The 13,795-nt window shown below is 66.6% G+C and carries 16 protein-coding genes and 1 pseudogene; 2 read left to right on the top strand and 15 right to left on the bottom strand.

Features of this window, described 5'->3' with window-relative positions; all coding sequences use genetic code 11:
• Positions 1-193: 193 nt before the first annotated feature.
• The 5 genes from ACNJ7E_RS15100 to ACNJ7E_RS15080 form a co-directional block, all read right to left on the bottom strand.
• Entirely contained in the window at positions 194-388 is a 195-nt protein-coding gene (locus tag ACNJ7E_RS15100) for a hypothetical protein (protein WP_054248534.1), read from the bottom strand.
• Positions 389-427: 39 nt separating this feature from the next.
• A complete protein-coding gene (locus ACNJ7E_RS15095; RefSeq protein WP_418340277.1) occupies positions 428-652 on the bottom strand; it encodes a hypothetical protein in 225 nt (74 codons plus the stop codon).
• 399 nt (positions 653-1,051) lie between these two features.
• Positions 1,052-1,783 (bottom strand): 3'-5' exonuclease, encoded by a 732-nt coding sequence (locus tag ACNJ7E_RS15090; RefSeq protein WP_418340276.1) that lies wholly within the window; start codon positions 1,781-1,783, stop codon positions 1,052-1,054.
• Positions 1,780-2,031: a hypothetical protein gene (locus ACNJ7E_RS15085; RefSeq protein WP_418340275.1), complete on the bottom strand. Its 252-nt coding sequence runs from the start codon at positions 2,029-2,031 to the stop codon at positions 1,780-1,782. The genes ACNJ7E_RS15090 and ACNJ7E_RS15085 overlap by 4 nt, the downstream gene beginning before the upstream one ends.
• Before the next feature lie 38 nt (positions 2,032-2,069).
• Positions 2,070-2,441, bottom strand: coding sequence for a hypothetical protein (locus ACNJ7E_RS15080; protein ID WP_418340274.1), 372 nt, complete (start codon positions 2,439-2,441; stop codon positions 2,070-2,072).
• A gap of 268 nt (positions 2,442-2,709) precedes the next feature.
• On the opposite strand from ACNJ7E_RS15080, the gene ACNJ7E_RS15075 reads away from it, so the two are divergent.
• The gene (locus tag ACNJ7E_RS15075; RefSeq protein WP_005257276.1) at positions 2,710-2,955 is read left to right on the top strand and encodes a helix-turn-helix transcriptional regulator; all 246 of its coding nucleotides are present in this window, start codon (positions 2,710-2,712) and stop codon (positions 2,953-2,955) included.
• Between the two features lie 303 nt (positions 2,956-3,258).
• Here ACNJ7E_RS15075 and ACNJ7E_RS15070 read toward each other — a convergent pair whose 3' ends face one another.
• A complete protein-coding gene (locus ACNJ7E_RS15070; RefSeq protein ID WP_418340273.1) occupies positions 3,259-4,482 on the bottom strand; it encodes a cytochrome P450 in 1,224 nt (407 codons plus the stop codon).
• 262 nt (positions 4,483-4,744) lie between these two features.
• Here ACNJ7E_RS15070 and ACNJ7E_RS15065 point away from each other — a divergent pair, with 262 nt between their 5' ends.
• Entirely contained in the window at positions 4,745-5,524 is a 780-nt protein-coding gene (locus tag ACNJ7E_RS15065) for a hypothetical protein (protein ID WP_418340272.1), read from the top strand.
• 159 nt (positions 5,525-5,683) lie between these two features.
• Here the strand turns inward: ACNJ7E_RS15065 and ACNJ7E_RS15060 are convergent, their stop codons facing one another.
• The 9 genes and pseudogenes from ACNJ7E_RS15060 to ACNJ7E_RS15020 all read right to left on the bottom strand — a co-directional run bounded on the left by ACNJ7E_RS15060 (position 5,684) and on the right by ACNJ7E_RS15020 (position 13,647).
• Positions 5,684-6,559: a hypothetical protein gene (locus tag ACNJ7E_RS15060; protein ID WP_418340271.1), complete on the bottom strand. Its 876-nt coding sequence runs from the start codon at positions 6,557-6,559 to the stop codon at positions 5,684-5,686.
• Positions 6,556-7,182 carry a hypothetical protein gene (locus tag ACNJ7E_RS15055; protein WP_418340270.1) on the bottom strand — a complete coding sequence of 209 codons (627 nt, stop codon included), beginning with the start codon at positions 7,180-7,182 and terminating at the stop codon, positions 6,556-6,558. Before ACNJ7E_RS15055 ends, ACNJ7E_RS15060 begins: the two co-directional genes overlap by 4 nt.
• 76 nt (positions 7,183-7,258) lie before the next feature.
• Positions 7,259-8,107, bottom strand: coding sequence for a DUF6884 domain-containing protein (locus ACNJ7E_RS15050; protein WP_418340269.1), 849 nt, complete (start codon positions 8,105-8,107; stop codon positions 7,259-7,261).
• A gap of 89 nt (positions 8,108-8,196) precedes the next feature.
• Positions 8,197-8,751 (bottom strand): hypothetical protein, encoded by a 555-nt coding sequence (locus ACNJ7E_RS15045; protein WP_418340268.1) that lies wholly within the window; start codon positions 8,749-8,751, stop codon positions 8,197-8,199.
• The gene (locus tag ACNJ7E_RS15040; protein WP_418340267.1) at positions 8,694-9,344 is read right to left on the bottom strand and encodes a hypothetical protein; all 651 of its coding nucleotides are present in this window, start codon (positions 9,342-9,344) and stop codon (positions 8,694-8,696) included. Before ACNJ7E_RS15040 ends, ACNJ7E_RS15045 begins: the two co-directional genes overlap by 58 nt.
• A 302-nt stretch (positions 9,345-9,646) precedes the next feature.
• Positions 9,647-10,156: pseudogene (locus ACNJ7E_RS15035) on the bottom strand (transposase); the annotation flags it as partial.
• A gap of 167 nt (positions 10,157-10,323) precedes the next feature.
• Positions 10,324-11,403: an ADP-ribosylglycohydrolase family protein gene (locus ACNJ7E_RS15030; RefSeq protein WP_418340266.1), complete on the bottom strand. Its 1,080-nt coding sequence runs from the start codon at positions 11,401-11,403 to the stop codon at positions 10,324-10,326.
• Positions 11,400-11,570 (bottom strand): helix-turn-helix domain-containing protein, encoded by a 171-nt coding sequence (locus ACNJ7E_RS15025; protein ID WP_005574598.1) that lies wholly within the window; start codon positions 11,568-11,570, stop codon positions 11,400-11,402. The genes ACNJ7E_RS15030 and ACNJ7E_RS15025 overlap by 4 nt, the downstream gene beginning before the upstream one ends.
• Before the next feature lie 67 nt (positions 11,571-11,637).
• On the bottom strand, positions 11,638-13,647 hold the full coding sequence (locus ACNJ7E_RS15020) for an ADP-ribosyltransferase (protein ID WP_418340265.1): 2,010 nt from the start codon (positions 13,645-13,647) through the stop codon (positions 11,638-11,640).
• Between the last annotated feature and the right edge of the window lie 148 nt (positions 13,648-13,795).

Here is a 13,795-nt window from a genome sequence, read left to right as displayed (position 1 = left end):
ACCAGGTCCTCTTTGTCCCTGGCCAGCCACATCTGACGGGTGATGTGGCCGTTCCAGGGTTCGACGCGGGGGCGGTTGTCCCAGTCGGGCGGGAAGTACTCGTTCACCGCTCCGCCTCCCCCGCTTCGGCGTTCAATTTGGCGGGCATTGCGGGGTCCTTTCAACTGGGTAGGTGAGGCTTTTCGGATGTGTGTCAGGCCGCTGCGGCGACCTCTCGGATCGGGTGCGAGATGAAGATGTCGAGGAGGTCGATCTCGGCCTTGGAGCCGTCGGCGAGGCGGACGGTCGCGAACCGCGAACCCGCCTCGTCGCGGTGGTATCCGTGCACGCCGACGATGCGGTCGCGGGGGTGGTCCGGGGTAATGGCTTCGGCGAGAGCGTGGGACATGAGAACTCCTTGTCAGTGGGATTACTGGGGGTCTGCGGGTCAGTCGCGCGAAGTCGCGTTCAGCTCTGCCGCAATGGCGGCGTCGCTCGCGGACTCCGCCAGTTCGCACAGGTCGAAGTGGTCCGCCAGAATTTCGTCTCCTTCTACCTCGTCGTCGAGGGCGACCGCGGCGATCTGTCCGTCTCGGATCACGATCGATCCCCAGTCGAGCTGGCGAGCTGCGGTGACGATGTCTGCGGTGATGACGGCGGTGCTGTCGTTCATGACGGTGACCTTCCGTGTCGGACTGTACGAGAATTACATTACAGCGCGACGATGTGATGTCGCAAACCCTTGGATTAAGTCCCACAAAGAAACCCGGTCTAGCCCTCTACCCTTTTCGGGATTCGTTCAGGACCGACACATACATGTCGACGTGGCCGCACGGGTTGTCCCATCGGTCACAGGTAAGCCATTCGCCGTCCTCATGGAAGCGGTGTTTCTGCGGGATTCCCCGCGGGCCTTGGCAAGTGGGGCACGTCCAGATCAGCGTGAGAGCACGGATCGCAGGGTAGGCGCCGCTGGTTCCCCACCCGCTGCGGTCGATCACATGAACGGTGCGGCGCGGAGTGTCGTGGCCGGAAGGTTTGGGCATGTCATCTTCTTTCCAGCGAGGGGGACGTGTCATCTATGCAGGTAGGGGCCCGTCACCGACGGTGTCGACGAGGCTGCGTCAGCCGGGCAGGACACCTCTGCGAGCAGTTCCCTGGAAGGGGTCGTAGCGACCGCGTCAGGGCGGTGAGCGGCGTCTCGGCCGCAAGAGGGTGCAGGAGTGCCGGTAGGGCCGTCTGCGATGCCCTGGAGGACTGTGCGGGCTGCTTCTGCGTCGCCGCGGGCGCGGTGTGCGCCGTCGAGTCGGATGTTCTTCTCGACGCCTTCGGCCTGGGAGCGCCTCACCATGACGCATCCCCACCGCTCGGTGTCGGCCAGGTGCAGGGGGTCGAGGCTGTGGCGGTGGCAGTCGTGCAGGATGCGGCTCTGATCAAATGATGCGTTGTAGGCGAGTAGGACCCGGTCCGCGGTGACCGCTGCGAGGGCGGAGAACACGGTGGGCCAGCCTGGAGCGCCGATGAGCTGGGCGGCGCTGATGCCGTGTACGGCTGCCGCCGCGGGGTGAATCTGCACGTCGCCGGGATCGACGAGGGTGTCGAGGAGGACGGTGCCGGTGGCCGCGTCCATGACGGCCACCTCGAGGATCGATCCGTCGAGGTCGCTGGTCTCGGTATCGAGGATGACCGCATGGCCCGGGGTGAGCATGCGCCTCGCCCATTCCCGGGGACCGTTGCCTGCTTCGGTCATCGTCTCCTCCTCGGTGGCCATCGTGACGGCACCCTCCGACATGCAGTTCGGGGTCATCGGGATGCCTTCACCTCCTCGACGACGGTCACCCACTGGTCGGGGCTGTAGGGCACGGCGGCGGGGAATCCGTCGGTGACGATGGCGACGTGCACAGTGGTGGTGTTGACGCGGTCGATTTCGGCGACGGTGTAGTCGTAGAACTCGCCCGCGGTGAACGGCTCTGGCCAGTCGCCATTGCGTTCGCGCACGACGTCGCCGGGGCGCAGGTCCAGCACATTGCGGCCCTGGACGAGTTGATCGGGCATGGTTCCCCCTTGATTGCTGGCATTACTGGCATTGCTGTTCAGCGCTCGGCGAGGCTCGCGGCCGTCCATCCGTCGACGAAGTCGGACATGATCTTGCGACCGAGCCTGTCGCCGACGGTCAGGCCATCGAGTGCGCGGCGCACTACCGCACTCAGGGCAGGAGAAAGGGTCTCCCCCTCCGCGTGTGCGGCACGTCCGACCTCGACGAAGTCGACGGGGCGCAATTTGGACGGATGGGTGATCCATCCGCCGTCAGGCGTGGCGTACGGCTCAGGCACCACTGGCAGCAGGACCACCGATGCCCGCGACCGCGTGACCACGATGTAGACGCCTGGGCGCACGGTCCACGCGACCAGGTCTCCCTTCGCGAACTCGACCGGACGAGTATTCAAATCTGCCGCCTGCGTCATTTCGCACCGTCTTCCCTTGGCGAGTTTCACCTTCGAGCACTACCTTACATCGTCATGCTGTATTGTTGCAAGTATGCAGAGATACCACATGCCCCAGACAGGCACGCTGGCGTTACATCCTCGAGCTGTAGGGTCTAGCGCATGGAACCCCCGCGTCACCGGACTGCGCCCGGCTGCAGGCCGCCCTGCACCGGTAAGTCGTCATCGTTCACTCGGCCGTACGTCTGCGATTCCGCGGTCCAGGCCATTACCTACGCGGAGATCTGAGATGGCCAACCCGAACAGGCTCACCTCGCAGGAGTGCATCGACCTGATCAAGGCCGAGTCCGGCACCGAGATCTCCGCCTCGACGTGGCGCTCGTATGTCGCCCGGGGGCAGGCGCCGGCCCCGGTCGAGAAGATCGGGCGAACGCCGCTGTGGAAGCGCGGCGAAGTCATCGAGTGGGCCAACAACAGACCCGGACAGGGCGCGCGCACCGATGTGCAGAAGCCTCGGCGCCGACGCTCAGAGTGATTGGCGTTCGCCCGCATTCGATGTCACCGGAGTCAGATTTTTGGCCTGAGCTGCACAGATGACATTTCCCTGCCCCGCCGGCTATCCCTCCCGACCCCAGAACGCCCCCGTCCTCACTGGGAGGACGGGGGAGTTTCGGCGTTCGGGGACTCTGCCGCTAGACGATTCGGCGAAGTCGGATACCGAGTGCGCGACTGACCCCGGTGACTCTTCGATGTCCCGTTGGAGTCAGAGCGGAGGGGACATGCCATCTTCGCTGTTCAGGCTCTTTATTCTGTCATCGAGGTGGCGCCTGGGGCACCGTCAGTCACGTGTCCGGACTGGAAGTGAATCGATGCCGCTGACGAATGCGGAGAGCAGCAGTTCCGGTTCGCCCACTGCGTGAAGTGCGGGGTGGGCGGTGAAAAGTTCTTCGAGCATGACGCGCAGCTCCAGCCGTGCGAGGTTCATACCCAGGCAGTGGTGGATGTCTTTCGCGCCGAAACCGAGGTGCTTGCCGGCGTTCGCCCGGGTGATGTCGAACCGGCCCGGACCGTCGAAGATGCGTTCGTCGTGGTTCGCGGACAGGTACCACATGACGACCTTGTCCCCCGCCGCGATGTGGGCGCCGCCGAGTTCGGTGTCGACGGTCGCGGTGCGCCGCATGTAGGGCACCGGGGAGGCGAAGCGGATCACCTCGTCGATCGTGTTGTCGATGTGGCCGGCGAAATCGGCGAGCAGCAGTTCTTTCTGGTCGGGGTGCTCGCTGAGCAGATGCAGCGCCCAGGCCAACGTTTGCCGGGTGGTGTCGAAGCCGGCCGTGATCAGGAGGATGACGAAGGACCCGAACTCGGTCGGTGTGAGGGTCTCGCCGTCGACCGTCGTCGACACCAGCCGGGATGTCAGATCCTCGCCGGGGTCCGCCTTGCGTTTCTCGCCGAGTTCGAGGGCGTATCCGTAGATCTGGCCGAGGCCGGCCGCGCCGCCGGGTGCGGTGACGAACTCCTGATCACCGCCTCCGGCGATGACGTCGGCCGCCGCGGCCAGGATCATCGGCCGGTCGCTCTCCGGGATCCCGAGTAGCTCGCAGATCACCTGCACCGGCAATCGGGTCGCGACGTCGGGGACGAAGTCGAACTCGGCATCTCGGGGCAGGTCCGCGGCGATCTGCGCAGCGTCGCCGCGCACCCGCTCGGCGATGCCCCGCACCGAGGCCGCGGTGAACGCCGATTGCACGATGCCCCGCAGACGCCGGTGACGGGGATCGTCCATGGCGATCATCGACATGGCGAACTCGAGGATCTCGGCCGGGACGTCGTCGATGGTGAAGCCCTTGGCCGAGGAGAAGACCTCCGGGTTCCGGCTGACCGCCACCACGTCGTCGTATCCGACGACCGACCAGAAGCCCGGACCGGCTGTTTCCGCGTGGAACTGGATCGGCGATCGCTGACGAAGCTCCTCGAACAGGGCGCGACGGCCCGCGAAGCTGCGGTCCCAGAACGCGCGTGATGCGGGCGAGATGGTCTTTTCGGATGCAGAACCCGTCACCGGTCCCCCTCGGTCGGTCGTACATTGCCTGCGACCCTACTGGGGAAACAATGGTTTCGGCGGTGTCGTCGACACGAACGGAGCGCCCCAGAAGTGGTTGAGCTGGGACACGATCATCGGCGTGTCCGAGTTCTAGAAGCGGAGCTCAGCCACATCTTTCACACCGGTTAGGCCACACTTATCGGACATCGCCGCAGGTCAATAGCTACCATCCAACAGTGCTCCGGCGGTGTGCCGGCGACGAATTGGGGAGGATCGACCTGTGGCGTTGAGGGTTCGGCTCGGTGACCTGCGAGAGGTGCGCGATCATCCGTTGGGGATGACCGAGACCTGGTTTCGGGCCGACTTGACCCAGCACGAAGCGTTCACCAGAGGTCGTGGCCCGTTTCCCGGTGATGCCGACAGCGTCCGCTCCGAGCGTGAACTGTTCGTCACCGCCCCGGATGGCGAGGTGCTCGCGGTGGCGACGATCACCGGGGTCCGCGAGCACGCCGGCGAACTCGTCGTCGACGGGGAACTGGTTGTCGATCACGAACGGGTGGGGACGCGGCTGCTGATACGCACCCCGGCCGAGAACATGTTCTCCTGCGCGGACGAGGAATCGGCGTGGGCAGGTTCGGTCGAGCGGGCGCGATGGGTCTACGTGCGGGCGCTGGTCGAGGTCGCAACGGTCAAGACGGCGTCCTACGACCGCCGGCTCGCGAGCGCAGATCCCGCCGCCGACCCCGAGGTGACCCTGGCGACTGCCGACGAGACGATGCAGGTGGTTCCCCGGTACGTGATGATCCACCGCAGCGGAAAGCTGCGTCTCGGTGGGCCGTACGCCGATACCGCGGACTGGGACAGCCACGTCGACCCCTGGACGGACTACGGGTACGTCGACTGCCTGCGGCTCGACGACGTCCTGGGCACCAGCGGCGACCTCGACATCGACGTAATGCGGTCACTCACCTCACGTGCCGCCGCCGCGGAACTCCTCGAGTCCTTGGGCTGGGACAAGGTCATCCGCCGATTCGTCGACGCCCACACCCCTGCGACGTAGTTCACCGGATGCTCAATTTTCGCCAGAAACATCCGTTGACCTGCCGTGCTGACACGTCCCTCCGTACATCTGGGGTCCAGACGACGCAGCTGACGCGATCCTCGCCCACCACACGACGAAACCCCAGCCCTGGGAGGGCTGGGGTTTCGTTATTCCAGGTCAGGCCTTGCGCAGTTCCCTGTACGCAACCGTCCGGGTGGTGATCGTCTCGCTGAGGTCGGTGACCGCCGTGGCCGGCGTCGTCGAGGAGGCGGCCTGTGCGGTGACTAGACGCTCAATTCGCCCTGCGGACTGTTCTGCTCGCTCGGCACGCTCGGCGCCCTGCTGTGCGACGGCATCTGCGGCGGCGAGTTCGGCCGACAGCTGCATTACTGCGGCGGCCGCGTCCCGCAACGCCTGAACTGCATCGGCGATTCGGGCGCACGACAGCACGTAGGTCTGGTCGTCCTCGGGCGCAAGCGCGCCGCTACCGGATTCGCCCGCCGCGGTGATGGCGTCATGCAGCTCTGTGGCCGCGAGAACCCGGGAGCCTATGTCCCAGATAGCCCCCCGCAGGTCCACATCGGTGAACAGCCCTTCTCGCCACGCGCGGGAATCCTTAATCGTTTCGACGGTAAGGACAGCGTCACTCACGAGGGCGCGCACCTCGTGAGGAGCCGCGGCCAATTGGTTGCCGGTGATCTCGTTGGGCTTTCGCTTGTTCCTCACCGCACCGAGTGCTGTCACGCCGCCCACTGCAGCAACCCCAACGAGGAATGTCGCCGTGGTTGCGCCGGCCAGTGTCCAGAGAGCGTCAGAGTGCTCGCTAAGGAAGCTCACCTCGACGCCCGCGAAGGCTGCCAGCGCAACCGTTGCCCCCGCAAACAGCAGCGGGATCGCCGTCAGAATGGTTCCGCCGATCGAGAGCAGGACGACCCCGAGCAAGACGCTCAGTAACCCGTCTTCCGCTGGGCGGGCCGGCGGCGGCTCGGATTCCTTCAGAACCACCGTGGACCAGTCCAGGGAGGTCGCCGCGATGCTGTCGTCTTCATTCATCCTCTTCCGCCTCCGTGTCCTCGCTGCGACATCACGCGGTCAGATACCTGCAGTCGGCTCTCTTCTCGGTCCAGCCGCCATTTCTGGGTGCCCGCAGCACCAGCCGCTATCACCATGACAGCAGCCATGAACACAATCGCAACGGTCACGCCGAGGTCGTCCGTCGTGGTCTCAGCCGAGCGTTCCCCAACACTCAGGCTGGCCACCAGTAGCAGAACGCCGAACTGGGCAATGAATCCGCCCATGAGCCACACGAGTCCAACCAACAGAGGCGGCATCCAATGACGGCGGCCGGGGCGGCCGGACGCGGCCCGCAGCTCGTTGTCCAACGACCATGCGCGACGTTTCGAGTACAAGCTCGCCACCGCGAAGACCGTACCGACCAACACAGTTACCGCAAAGAAGGAGAGGATGGTTATGGCGGACAGCCGCGCGCCGAAAAGCCCTGCCACCCCCGAATAGAGGAACAGCAGGCCGTAAAGGGCCACGAGCGACATGGCTGCGACCATCGCCTGATTCTTGGATCGATCCCCATCACTCCAGCTCCGCACGACCCCCAGCAGCGGATACAGCGCCCCGCCCAGAAACGCCACCCCTAGAGCGAGCATTGCAACGATCAGCATTCTTGTCTCCTCCCTACCAAGACCGGGCATGAGTTGCCCGGTGGGCAATGTAGCGCGGCATACCCACATTTCTCGGTCATGCCGACTTCTGATGCAGGCCAATGTGGTCGAGACCTCCACCGGCGGCGATTCCTGCGAGGCGCTGCAGCTGCTCGCCCATGCTGCGGCTGCCGGCCAGCGGAGTGCGGGCGTGCGGCCATACGGCGGTGACGATCCGGCTGTAGTCCCGCCCCGCCAGCACGACGACGTCCGGGGCGCCGAGGAGTCCTCGGTCAGCGGCCTGGGCGTGGACGGTGTCGGCGGTGACGGAACCCGGGCTGCCGAGGCGCATCTCGTACGGGGCGACGACTGTGTCGAGGTCGAGTAAGCCGTGCAGTCCGGAAAGGATGCGGATGTCCTCGAGAGGTGCCAGTCGGCAGGCAGCCTCTTGGCAAAGTCGGTGGTAGGAGCCGGTATAGAGGGCTCCAGCGGGGGCTGGCTCGCCGCGTTTGCGTCCACCGCACGGCACGATCACCAGAGGCGAGGCCGCCGCCTCCTCGGTGACGGGGACGACGCCATGCGCGGGGACCGCTGCGACGGCCATATCGTAGGCGACGTGGTCGGCGAGGGTCCATGTCAGCCATTCCCACCCAGGTCGTCGGTTCAGGCCTGTGACGCCGCGGTAATGGGCTTGTGTGAGGAACGGCGTGTGCCACAGCAGCAAATCGGTATTCGGCAGGCGCATCTCGATACCGTCGTGACGACGGAACAGGGTCGTGGTTGGGCCGACAGACAGCGGGATGCCGCCGTACTGGCCACCACCTTTGGGGCCGATGCCGGGACGGGAGAAGATCAGGCCTACTTCGAGAACCAGGTCCTTGCCCGGTTCCGGCGGGGCGAGAGTGGGGTCGTTGTAACTGAAGTGCGGGCGAATCACTGGAGGCACGGCGGAGTCCTTCCGGGGGCGGCGACGGCGGGAGGCCCGGGATGTTCCGGTTTTCCGCGACGTGCCTGGGGTCTGCTCTGGAGTGCGCACTACACGGCGGGTTCGAGGTCCTCGAGCTTGGCGCGGGTGACCACTGTCTGGTCCTGGCCGCGGAACATTTCGTGGTCCTTGACCGTGGCGCGCAGGATCCGCACCCGCTGGCCGGGCTCGAAGTCGCGCAAGCCTGTGGCGAACCACTTGACCAGCTGGTTTCCCTCGGTCCGGAGAACCAGCAGGGTCTTCGCGCCGTAGTGGCCGGGAATGATGCGGGAGACGGTGACGGTGGCGTCGAGGTCGGTGACCTTGGCACCCTTCGGGGCGACGAAACCCGGGGCGATGGTGGCGCGTTCAGCCTCGTGCTGCTGCTGCCGGGCGTAGACCGCCACCAGTGAGGCGGCGATACCCACCGACTTCGCCGAAACGTAGTGTCCGGCGAGGAGGGTCCGCAGGTTCATCCCGTAATCGCTGGCCGCATCGATGGTCGAGGCGGAGGCCAGGACGGCGTCGATCAGCTCGGGCTGCTCGGTCCGGATCCGGCGGGCCTCCGTCACCCTTTCTGCGAGTTCGCGGCGCAGCTCCTGGTTGCGGATGAACTGCAGTCCCACACCGCGGTCGCGATGGTGTCTGCGGCCGCGGGGATCTCGCGGTCGCGGGCCCGGGCGCGGGAGATGTAGCCGCGCCCGCCCTCGGAGAAGGCCAGTGCGAGGGCGGTGGTGTCGAGCTTGTGCAGCGACCGATCTCCACGGGTTACCGGTTCGCCCCACTCCTCGCCGCCCGGGGTGGGCAGGTGCTCGTCCAAGTCGTATTCGAGGGTCCACAGCCCGGCGACCTTCTCGCCGAGGAACAGGGTGATGCAGCTGGCGCCGACCTGCTTGATCTCGCCGGTGCCGGTGTGGCGCAGCACGTACAGCTTGGCGCGGCGCCGGAACTTGCCGCAGTAGTCGCAGTGCGGGGTGTCCAGTCGGGCCCAGCCGTCGAGGTTCTGCCCTGGTGCGCAGAAGGTCACGTAACCGGCTTCCTCCTCGACCAGGCGGGCGACGAATACCCAGCCGTCGAATCCGATCCGCGGGGCGGACAGGGTCAGACGCACGCGTTCCTGTGCGGTGGTGATGCCGAGGGCGTTGGTCTCCTCGCGGGTGTAGGGGTCGAGGACGTAGGTGAACCGCTCGGCGATGTTGGTTGCGTGCCAGGCGTGCATTCGCTTTGTCGATCTGCGCCAAGGCCTCGTGCAGGTTGGCCATCGGCAGGTCATACATGGCGGCTCCCCCGTTGTCTTCGTCGTTCATTCAAGAACCACCTTACAGCGTCACGATGTTATGTCAAACGTGAGGAAGTGTCTCCGGGCGGCGCGAGAGGTTCAACAGGTCAAACCGGCAGGGCGGCCGGGGTGGCGCCTTAGATACTTCGACCTGAAAAACGAGGCGCCCCGGTGCGCATGATTTGGCTGTTCTCGGCCGGTCGGGATTGGGTTGGCCGCAAGTCCCCCCCGATCCGCGTCCTTCACGCTGCCAGGGTGCTGATCTTGACCAGGTTGTGCGCCAGGACCCCGTGGCCGACCCAGATCTTGGCGCCTTCGGTGCTGTCGATGCGGGTGCGGTCCCAGCCGTATCCACGTTTGAGGGCGCTGATTCTGCCTTCGACTCCGGTGCGCCACTTGATTGTTCGTCGGAACGCCGGGCGGTGTTCCTCGGCTCGCCGGTCAGCCGAGGGTTTGCCCTTGCGGGGGATGACGACGTTGCGCACGCCGAGGTCACGGAGGTCGTCCTCGACGGCTTTCTCGCCGTATCCGCGGTCGGCGGTGACCGTGCGTGGTGGCCGGCCGGCGCGTGTGCGGACCCGATCCACGGCTGGTGCCAGCTGGGGTGCGTCGGCCGGGTTGCCGCGTTCGACGTTGTGGTCCACGATCACGCCGTCGTCGCCTTCGACGAGCTGGGTCTTGTGGCCGAACTCGACCGGTTTGCCGAGCCGTCCCTTGGCGATGGGCCGGGCGTCGGGGTCGTGCAGGCTGGTTGAGGCCATTCTCCCGTTCCAGGACTGGCTGATCACTCACCGCCACACCCCGACTTTTTCAGGTCGAAGTAGATAGCGAAATACCCGCCGGCACTGGTCGTGCCGACGGGCAAAGCGCTGGAGCGAATCCCGATCAACGAGCTGGTGGCGGCTCGTCGATGTCGTGGTTACCAGTGCAGACGACACGTCCCCTGACGCGCCGCGGCGGCGAGCTCTTCGGCGTAGCGGGGCTCGAAAGTCGGATTGAGTCCGTTCGCTGCCCAGTAGTCGGGCTCAGGGTGCGCAGAGCCGATGATTCCGCCGGCGATGCAGGCGATGGAGTCGGAGTCGCCGTTGCTGGTCGAGGCCCAGGCGAGGGCCTGGGGGCCGGTCAGCGCGGGAGCGTCGCCGCCCGAGGCGGTTGCCATGTCGGCGACCAGGAGAGCGAGGGCTGCGGCGCTGGCCGATTCCCAGCCTTCACCGATGCCGGCGCACGGGTCGCCGTAGCTTGCCGGCTCGACATTCTGCAGTCGGTCCCGGCTGTCCGCGGCGCGCATCAGCGCGTCGGCCACGTCGTCATTCAAGCCATCTACCAGGAAAGATGACACGTCCCCTGTGATCGGGGCGAGGACATCTTGCAGGTAGCGGTCCTCGGTCCAGGTGCTGGTGCCGTTGTAGATCTGTGCAGCGGTCGTGAGGGCATGTTCGAGGTACCGGCCGCGCTGGGCCGGGGCGTGGCGGGTGGCATCGGCGAGTAGCAGCGCCGGGACGACGGCCCGGGGGTGCTTGTGGGTGATCACGGCCTGCAGAGCGGTCAAGCCCAGCCAGTAGAGCTCGGGGGCGAATGCGGTGGGGACCAGGCGCATCACGGCCCCGCAGCCGGCGGACTCGACGGCGCCGTCGGTGTCGTACCAGCGGGCGCCGGCGCGGAGGTTGTGCAGCGACGTCATGCAGGTGCGGCCGGGGGCGCGGGTGTTGTCGGGGTCGACCTGCCACAGGAAGAACTGCCGGGTGATGGCGTCGGTGACCGTTTCGATGTCGTCGAAGTCGGTGATCTCGGCCAGAGCCCGGTGAAGGGCAATAGTCATCTGGGTGTCGTCGGACACGGTCCAGGTGCCGACCGGTGGGGCTACTGGGTGGGCCGGCATCCGTGTGTAGCTGGTGAATTCGACCTGGTATCCCCAGGCGTCGCCGGCGGCCAGGCCGGTCAGGGCGTTGGCGTAGCGGGCGAGCAGTGCGGTGTCGCTGCCGGTGGTGGGTGCGGTCACGGGGTCTCCCCACGCGAGAGGGCGACGGCCGCGGAGCGGATGGTGACGATGTCCATCAGGTCGAGGTCGGCGACGCGGCCGAGGTAGTCGGCGATTGCGTCGGGGGTCATGCCTTCGTCGAGGTGCCGGCGGATCTCGTCGAGCTGCTCGTCGTTGAGTGCGGCCATGGTGATGGTCCCTTCCCTCGTCGCCCCTTCAGGAGGGGACGTGTCATATTACCTGGTAGGTGTGGGTTTACGCGGCCTTGGTCGCGCTACCGCCGGTGCCGCCGTCGGCTTCGGCGACCAGGTCTTCGGCGACCATGTACACCGTCGGCCGGCCGCTGATGCCGTGATGATCGACCTTCACGCAGCGCAGGTGGGTGCCCATCGGGAGAACCACCTCGTCCTCGGAGGAGTAGCTCGAGATCGACTTGACCGGAAGCCCGTCCCGAGTGCGGACGACCATCATGTACGGCGGGTGGCCGGCGAAGTTGTGCGCCGTGCCGTGGTTCGTGGAGAAGCTGGTGACCTTGCCGATCTCCATCCGCGACCCGACGGTGAAGGCCGAGTCGATGTACTCCTCGGTGGTGCCCTTCCACCCGCTCGGGACCTGGGTGCCGCGAACCAGTGTCATCGGTTGTTTGTTCGGGTTGTGCCCGCGGAACTTGTCGAATGCCGAGTCCAGCTGGGACACCACGGTCTTGATGTGCCCGGACGGGTTCGCGTCGCGGCCGGTGATGGCGGCGTTGATCGAGCGGTAGCTGCCGCCGGTGTAGGTGGTCAGTGCGCTGCGCTCCTTGTAACTGAGCACCTTCTGCACGAATTCCGCGTTCGAGGTGGTCAGCGCGCCGATGTTCGAGGTCTGCACGTGCCCGCCGGGTCCGGTCGTAAAGCCCCAGGCCTTCAGGTCGCCGGCCCGCTGCGCGATCACGGCGTAGTCGTCAGCGGTTTCCTTGCCGTAGGCGCGTATTCCGCTGCGCCACAGGCTGGCGTGCTTGTCGGCGCCGAGACTCTGCGGTGGGATGTCGTGGTCGAAGTGCGGGATGGTGCCTCCGCCGACCGTCTGGGTTCCCAGTGCGCGTCGGTGTGCCTTGGCGTATGCCGCGTCCGCCTCGGCCTTGGTTGCGCCGACGGCCAGTGCCTTCGCCCGGGCCTGCTCGCCGGCCTCGACCGCGGCCTTCTCCTGCATCGCACGACGGTGCCGCTTGATGCCGTCGTGGATGTCCGCGCGGACGGGGCCGCCGCCGACCGAGTCGGTCAGCTTGTCCCGCGCCTCGGCCATCTCCTCGTCGATCGTCGCCTGTTGAGCGGACGGTGTGGAGGCGTAGCCGTCGACTGCTCGGCGAGCCACGACGAGGGCGACGTCCCCCTTCATGGCGTGGGCTTGCTTCTGCATCTCGGTGGCGTTCGCAGGCAACGGATCGGGCCCGGTCATGACGGGGATGCGGTTGGCCTTGGCCAGGGCGTCGTTCTTGCCGTGCGCCTGGGCAACCGGGTGGTAGGCGTCGCCCTTGCGTTGCAAGATGACGAAGTCCGAGGCTCCGCGCCGGTAGATGGCGGTACCGCCGTCGAGGAGACGCCCCTCGACTTCGGTGACACCGGATCCGGTTTCCATCGCGATGGTGCCGGCGTTGTAGATGCTCGTGTCCCGGGGAGCCGGCGCCAGGGCGGGCTGGCCACCCTCGGAGAGCGCCTGCGCCGCTTCAGCTGCGGCGCGGCGGTTGAGCGATCGGGCGATCGCATCGACCTCGTCATCCGAGAGCGACGCATAGTACGCATCACGCTCGGCGCCACTGGCCATGTCGTCGCGCATCCCGAACTTCGCCGCTTCCAGATCTTCCCGGGCCTCGACCTGCCGGCGCTTGGCGTCGATATGCGCTTGCTTGGCGTCGTCGAGCTCCTTCTGCTTCGCTGCGACGTCGAACGATGAACCGGTGCCGTCCTCGACAGCCTTCTTTGCCTTCCTCAGTCGGGCCCGAATCCGGTTGACCGCCTTGCGGGCTTCCTCGGCCTCCGCGTCGGCGTCGGCGACGCGTTGCTCGGCTTCATCGAGAGCGGCCTGCGCCGAAGTGATCTGCGAGCCGGCCAGCTTCGCGCGCTCGGCCTCAGCATGGGCGATCAGCAGTTTCGCCGACGGCGGGTTCGCGTGCACACTCGGCATCGGGGTGTCCCCCAGCACCGACTGGTCGATGCCCAACGCGGCCATCAACTCCGGCAGGATGCTCGGTGGCGCCGACTGCACCGCGGCCGCGGTCTCGACCATCCCTTGCTCTTTCAGGTGGTCGACGACCTTCTTGCGGGCGTTGCGGCCGTGCCGGCGGTTCGCGTTCGCTTTCGCTGCGGCACTGTAACTACCGCACCCCGGGCACCGGCGGGCTCCGTGTGATTTCGAGCGACACATGAGCGCAGAG

Origin of the sequence: Rhodococcus mengyinensis (assembly GCF_048381435.1) — a bacterium.
Classification (GTDB): domain Bacteria; phylum Actinomycetota; class Actinomycetes; order Mycobacteriales; family Mycobacteriaceae; genus Rhodococcus_F; species Rhodococcus_F opacus_D.
Note: the sequence above shows the minus strand (reverse complement) of the source record. Positions and strands in the feature narration are given on the sequence as shown.

Excerpts from the sequence above, each read along its gene's own strand:
- ACNJ7E_RS15060 (WP_418340271.1), bottom strand. The coding sequence starts at position 6,559 with ATGAATGAAGACGACAGCATCGCGGCGACCTCCCTGGACTGGTCCACG.
- ACNJ7E_RS15090 (WP_418340276.1), bottom strand. The coding sequence starts at position 1,783 with ATGACCCCGAACTGCATGTCGGAGGGTGCCGTCACGATGGCCACCGAG.
- ACNJ7E_RS15055 (WP_418340270.1), bottom strand. The coding sequence starts at position 7,182 with ATGCTGATCGTTGCAATGCTCGCTCTAGGGGTGGCGTTTCTGGGCGGG.
- ACNJ7E_RS15100 (WP_054248534.1), bottom strand. The coding sequence starts at position 388 with ATGTCCCACGCTCTCGCCGAAGCCATTACCCCGGACCACCCCCGCGAC.
- ACNJ7E_RS15025 (WP_005574598.1), bottom strand. The coding sequence starts at position 11,570 with ATGGCCGCACTCAACGACGAGCAGCTCGACGAGATCCGCCGGCACCTC.
- ACNJ7E_RS15085 (WP_418340275.1), bottom strand. The coding sequence starts at position 2,031 with ATGCCCGATCAACTCGTCCAGGGCCGCAATGTGCTGGACCTGCGCCCC.
- ACNJ7E_RS15040 (WP_418340267.1), bottom strand. The coding sequence starts at position 9,344 with ATGCACGCCTGGCACGCAACCAACATCGCCGAGCGGTTCACCTACGTC.
- ACNJ7E_RS15075 (WP_005257276.1), top strand. The coding sequence starts at position 2,710 with ATGGCCAACCCGAACAGGCTCACCTCGCAGGAGTGCATCGACCTGATC.
- ACNJ7E_RS15095 (WP_418340277.1), bottom strand. The coding sequence starts at position 652 with ATGAACGACAGCACCGCCGTCATCACCGCAGACATCGTCACCGCAGCT.
- ACNJ7E_RS15020 (WP_418340265.1), bottom strand. The coding sequence starts at position 13,647 with ATGGTCGAGACCGCGGCCGCGGTGCAGTCGGCGCCACCGAGCATCCTG.
- ACNJ7E_RS15080 (WP_418340274.1), bottom strand. The coding sequence starts at position 2,441 with ATGACGCAGGCGGCAGATTTGAATACTCGTCCGGTCGAGTTCGCGAAG.